The organism is Acidobacteriota bacterium, from assembly GCA_003225175.1.
In the GTDB taxonomy this organism is placed as follows: Bacteria; Acidobacteriota; Terriglobia; order Terriglobales; family Acidobacteriaceae; genus Gp1-AA112.
In genome coordinates this window covers 1-5,320 of the sequence record QIBA01000118.1, presented here as the reverse complement: position 1 = coordinate 5,320, position 5,320 = coordinate 1, and the positions used below count along the sequence as shown (strand labels likewise).

Here is a 5,320-nt window from a genome sequence, read left to right as displayed (position 1 = left end):
CCACTTACCTTTCGTCGCCTGCATATATGAAAGTCAATGGCAAGACGCCCATCTTCATGTTTGGCGTGACGGGATGGTACGAAGATTGGTCGCGCGTCCAGGCGGCATTGCCTTCTAGTGTTGTCCTTATCTTCCGTGGAGGAGAAGGTCTTCGCCTTAGCGCCTCCGGCGGCGCATTCCAGTGGGTCGATATCAACTCGAACGACCCTTTCGATGAACAAATCGGAGCTCAGGACAATTTTTATAGCGCCGCAACCCAAAAGCCGAACCTCATTACGATTGGCTCCACTTACAAGGGATTCAACGACACCTCGGCGAAGTGGGGCACCAATCGCGTGGTCGATCAACACTGCGCGCAAACCTGGCTCGACACCTTCGCTAACATCGGCAAGCATTATTCCGCCTCGAACCAGCTACCCCTCATGCAAGTGGTTACCTGGAACGATTATGAGGAAGGAACCGCCATCGAGTCGGGCATCGACAACTGCGTGTATCTCGCGCCTTCGCTCTCCGGCAACACTCTCAACTGGTCAGTCAAAGGTGGCAGCGAAGCCACCATTGATCACTACACGGTTTTCTCCTCGACGGATGGGAAAAACCTTACCAAATTGGGAGACGTTCCGGCAGGCAGTCATTCGCTTGATCTGAGTTCGTTCAAACTGGGATCGGCATCCCTCTATGTAAAAGCCACCGGCAAATCTTCGATTCGCAACGTGATGTCCGCGCCGATTGCGTTCCGCGCAGGCGATAGCGCGCCAGCGGTAGCACTCAGCGTGTCGCAACCATCTGACTTCACGATCAATGCTTCACTGAGTTCGGGCGGCAGTATGGCATCTTCGACGATCGATTTCGGCGACGGCACGGTGGCAAACGGTTCGAGTGCGGCGCATAAGTACTCAGCTCCCGGTCGATACATCGTTACCGCCACGGCGATCGACAACGCTGGAGCATCATCAGTAGCTGTGGCAGCTGTGGAGGCCAAAGCGGCTGCTTCCGGCGTAACGATTCTCGGTCCGGGCAACTCGGCGACGGTTAACTGGCCAACGATGCTCACTGCCTCGGCTAACTCTGGCGCGCCTGTCACTCGCATGAACGTTTACCTTGACGGTCAACTCGCATACGCCACCAGCGGAGGCCTGATTAACACCGCGTTGAAAGTGTTTACCGGGACAAGACAGATCGTGGTAGAAGCGATCGACTCTGCAGGCGCGACCCAGCGCAGCTCGGTGGGAGTGGTTGCTGAACCGGGAGACCTTCCGCCCAATGCAGTAGTCAACGTGCGCACGCTTTCCGGCAACACCGTTTTGGCGTGTTCAGCAGGATCGCGTGATCCGGATGGCTTCTTACTCTCCTGGCATTACCTGTTCAGTGACGGCGCGAATTTGTTTACCCCGGCCGCAGTGCACACCCTGGCTGGCCCGGGATCCTATTCCGTCGGCCTCACGGTCATGGACGAGTTCGGCGCCACAGGATCGGCTTCCCAGAATTTCTCAACCTCGAGCAGTTCGCCGCAGCATGCCCAGCAAAGTCTGCCATCGGTCGGCGCTTTGCCGAGTCCAGAGTCGCCCCAGCAAAAGCCTGAGCCGATCAGGCCATATTGACGGAGGAGAATGCACGAGTTTGCGCGTTCCGGATCGTGCTGTCCGGACCGGCCATCAGTACCGAACATAGTTCGGTGCTAGCACGTGTCAAGATTGCAAGTCAACGGAAATTTCATTTTGGAACTCAGACCGCGGTGGGAGAGTGCTCGTCGCAATCACTCGATGAGCGCGCGAGCAACGGATGCAAAACTTCCGAATTCACTGCTTATTCACTGTTATTCACTGTTCTTTTTGGCGGGTAAAAATCGTGAAATCCCTAAACCCTGGCAGGACAGGAGGTTGGGAGAATCGTCCGTTGTTCGCCGCCCTCTTGAGAAAAAATTCGCTGTTAAATTCGCTGATAAATTCGCTGTTCCGCGGACAGCAGTGAATTAAGCCATGATTGGCTCGTCAGCGAAAAAACTAAATGTAGGCTGGCGCACCCCCGGCGGGGGCGGGCGTTTTGCTAAGTCTGGGAATCTTTAATTGCGGAAAAAGTCTGAGTTAGCCGCTGCGCTTCTTCGCGCTGGATAGCTTCTTCCTGCGCCTGCGCCCGTTTCTCAGATTGTTCTTTCATGCCGGCGCGTTTTTCTCGACTTTTGCGCAGTGTTTCCGCGAATTTACCTTCGGACGGGGCTTTGGGCTTTTCGTTTGCCATCCCGGGATGATGTCACACTCGGCTGGGGAAAGCGATAGCAAGGCGCCTCTCGATTGGGAGTATGATCGAGGTGTATCGCACATCTCCGCCGCGCACCCGGGTGACGGTGTTCTGCGATGTTTGCGGAAACCGTGAGGTCCTATTTCTACTATGGCACCTCAGTGGACATTCACAATCAAACCAGTGATGCGTGTCCCTCCGAAGCAAGCACGGCTTCCACGATCGCTGGATGTGGGAAAATTTTTCGAATCTGGAGACGATTATGAAAGAAGACAAGCCGAGATGTGAAACCTGCACCTACGACAGCAGGTGCGATCCCGTGACCCCCGAGAGCAGGTGTTTGTACTGCGGAAATTATGCCCTGCCGAAGACGACGCCGAAGGCGCAGCCGCAAAAATGATATTCCTACATTGGTCATGTACAGACATGGCTGGAATCGAGTTGCTCTATGGCGTCCCAAAGCTGTAAGTGCGGGCATCAAAAGCGCGATCACAACATCGTGAAGTCCAGCAATTACGGCTCCTGCAAGATCTGCCTGTGCAACTCTTATCAGGCGGTCGAAGCAAAGGTGGTTGCGCCACTTCCAGCGGCGCGCGGTCGGGAGCACGATTAGGCGAACCGGTTATTCCATGCAGGAGTTTGAATGCTTCCACGTCACAGAAAAGCGATGTCAGACATGAAGTCGGCTCAGAAGAAACTAAAGGACGCGCGGAATAAACAGGCCAAAACCCGCCAGGCGCTGGCAAAGGTGCAGAAGGAAGTCTCCGCAGCCAAAGCCCGCCTTGCTGCCGCTCAGGAACTCCTGGAGTCGTAAAGCCAGCTATTCAACAAAGCGAACCCGATAGCCCATCTGATCAAGCTAGATGCTTTTTGCGTTAGATAATGATTTGGGCTTCTCTGGCGATTCTTGTTACCGCTTCCCCGAAGGTTTCTCCCTTCGACGCGGCCTTCGGCTGGGAGAGCTTCTGGGCTTCTTTGCGGATGCGATATTCGTCATTCAAACGCGCCAGACGTCTCTTAGCCGCTTCAGAGTTGGCCTTCATGCGCTCGATCGTTGCCTGGGAGTGTTGGTTTGGATTTTTCATCAGATTTCACCAGTGGCCTGGAAACAGAAATAACCGCACGAGATGGATCGAAGCATTGCGGTTAAGCGGAGCATTTATCTTCTGTGAAGTAAGGTCCGGGTGAGTTAAGGTCCGGGCCAGAGCCATTGCGGTTCCGGTACATACATATAGATGTCAAGAAGGTCCGTGCAGTTGCAAGCATAGTGAGCTGTGCAGTCTCTGTTGACCGCATGCGCCACCTATCCTGTTTGCCACAATTGGGAATACAGCCGAGATCGAGTAGCCTCTTCCTGATGCTATGGAGTAGCATTCTCATGGAGGCTCAGAGAGGCAGGATATGGCACGAGGAACAGTGAAGTGGTTTAACGATCAGAAGGGTTTCGGATTCATCAGCCCGGATGATGGCGGCAAGGATGTATTTGTGCATCAATCGGGCATTCAATCCAGCGGCTTCAGGTCCCTGAAGGAAGGCGACCACGTGGAGTACGATGCCCAGCAAGGACAAAAGGGTCCGCAGGCCGTCAACGTTCGTCCCGCGTAGAGCAAACAAAATCAGCGAAAGGTTTGCCGCATGCGTTGACGCATCGCCGATCCCTGCTCAACCGAATCAAAACAACCGCGATGAGGCTGGGCGAAGTGTTGGCGCTGATGTCGAGCAAGCGGTGCAGAAGCTCGACTCACGAAGGCGGCAAACCCTGATTATGTTGCCAACTTAACTCCAATCCAAAACGAAGCGGCTTAGGAGCCATAGCTCCTAAGCCGTTTGTTTGTAATAGAACTTTTTGGTTGCGGGGGGTGGATTTGAACCACCGACCTTTGGGTTATGAGATTGTTCATCCGCTCTCTCTCCTCTTGTCTCCTGCGTTCTTGCAATGTTTTCTATTGAACGCGTCGAACTCTTGGATGCAACTGACTGCATGAGGAAGCGCATGATTTGTGGAACTTCTGTGGAACATGACGACTAGGAGTGATGTGCCCTCTACCGAAATCGGAAGCAGCATTCATGGCGCCATCACGACGTTGCATCGCGATTGGATCCCCCGCATCGGCTAAGCTGCCCGCATCTCCAAAGATTCCATCCTGGTAACTCGTAGGCTGTCATGGCATCGGCAGCGACTGCCAAGTTCAGGTTCTCGCCATCGTCATAACGGAAGCCCGTGATGCCCGATGAGCTTGCCGACTAGCTCGAACACGTCGCCGACGCGAGAACCATGAGAGATTGCCGCCGCGGTGTCCACAGACTCTTCCTAACCTTCATTTATCCCTATAACCCATTGCAGCTAGCAATCTTCTGGCCTCAGTCTGACAATCCGGGCACGGCACAAACCATCCGTTAGAGGACTCGCACCTCCTGTCCGCCTCGATCCACAACATCCGCAGCCTGCGATCCTTGACCGGTAATCGTACGGGCACCGTTCCAGTACGCATCCAGCGTCCTCTACAGCCGCTGTATGCACCAGCCATCTTGCGCACTCTTATGGAACCGGATCATTCGCCGCTGGCATTCCACGCCGACATGCCAATTCACATCCAGTGCCAGGACTAGGATTCCAGCAGAGCTCGTAACTTGTGAGCGTATCTGCGGCTCGACGTGACCACCGTTCCTTCTGCCAGTACGATGTCGTAAACCCCATCGAACATCGGACGAATCTCGCTAATGCAGGCGCCGTTCACGATGGCCGATTTCCGCACGCGGATGAAGTGGTGTGGCGCCAGCTTTTCTTCCAGGTGTGCCAGGGTGTCCCGCAACAGGTGACTGTCGCTGGCGGTGTGTATGCAGGCATAGTTTCCCGTGGCTTCGATCCACAAAACGTTAGCAACGGGAACGAAGAAAATCCGCTTCTTGTCGTTCACCACAAAGCGTTCCAATGGGCGGAGACTACGGAGGGATTGGAGCAGTGGTTCGAGACCTCGATTTGCTGTCCCGCGCTGTTCGACGACCTGGAGTGCGTGAACCAGGGCCTTGGCAAATCGCTCCTTATCATATGGCTTCAACAGATAGTCAACAGCGTGGACTT

The 5,320-nt window shown here is 54.6% G+C and carries 6 protein-coding genes; 3 read left to right on the top strand and 3 right to left on the bottom strand.

Annotated features, from left to right (window positions below; all coding sequences use genetic code 11):
- Positions 1-26 precede the first annotated feature (26 nt).
- Complete coding sequence (locus tag DMG62_22905) at positions 27-1,601, top strand: hypothetical protein (GenBank protein ID PYY20611.1); 1,575 nt, start codon at positions 27-29, stop codon at positions 1,599-1,601.
- Positions 1,598-1,843, top strand: a complete 246-nt coding sequence (locus DMG62_22900) for a hypothetical protein (protein ID PYY20610.1) — start codon at positions 1,598-1,600, stop codon at positions 1,841-1,843. The genes DMG62_22905 and DMG62_22900 overlap by 4 nt, the downstream gene beginning before the upstream one ends.
- Positions 1,844-2,046: 203 nt before the next feature.
- On the opposite strand, the gene DMG62_22895 is transcribed toward DMG62_22900, so the two are convergent.
- Positions 2,047-2,238 carry a hypothetical protein gene (locus tag DMG62_22895; protein ID PYY20609.1) on the bottom strand — a complete coding sequence of 64 codons (192 nt, stop codon included), beginning with the start codon at positions 2,236-2,238 and terminating at the stop codon, positions 2,047-2,049.
- 875 nt (positions 2,239-3,113) lie between these two features.
- On the bottom strand, positions 3,114-3,323 hold the full coding sequence (locus DMG62_22890; protein ID PYY20608.1) for a hypothetical protein: 210 nt from the start codon (positions 3,321-3,323) through the stop codon (positions 3,114-3,116).
- A gap of 316 nt (positions 3,324-3,639) precedes the next feature.
- On the opposite strand from DMG62_22890, the gene DMG62_22885 reads away from it, so the two are divergent.
- On the top strand, positions 3,640-3,843 hold the full coding sequence (locus DMG62_22885) for a cold-shock protein (protein ID PYY20607.1): 204 nt from the start codon (positions 3,640-3,642) through the stop codon (positions 3,841-3,843).
- Between the two features lie 1,001 nt (positions 3,844-4,844).
- Here DMG62_22885 and DMG62_22880 read toward each other — a convergent pair.
- On the bottom strand, positions 4,845-5,320 hold a 476-nt coding region (locus tag DMG62_22880), incomplete at its 5' end, for a DNA-binding response regulator (GenBank protein PYY20606.1).

Bases quoted from the DNA above. Each gene is read 5' to 3' on its own strand.
- DMG62_22905 (PYY20611.1), top strand. From the start codon at position 27: ATGAAAGTCAATGGCAAGACGCCCATCTTCATGTTTGGCGTGACGGGA.
- DMG62_22895 (PYY20609.1), bottom strand. From the start codon at position 2,238: ATGGCAAACGAAAAGCCCAAAGCCCCGTCCGAAGGTAAATTCGCGGAA.
- DMG62_22890 (PYY20608.1), bottom strand. From the start codon at position 3,323: ATGAAAAATCCAAACCAACACTCCCAGGCAACGATCGAGCGCATGAAG.
- DMG62_22885 (PYY20607.1), top strand. From the start codon at position 3,640: ATGGCACGAGGAACAGTGAAGTGGTTTAACGATCAGAAGGGTTTCGGA.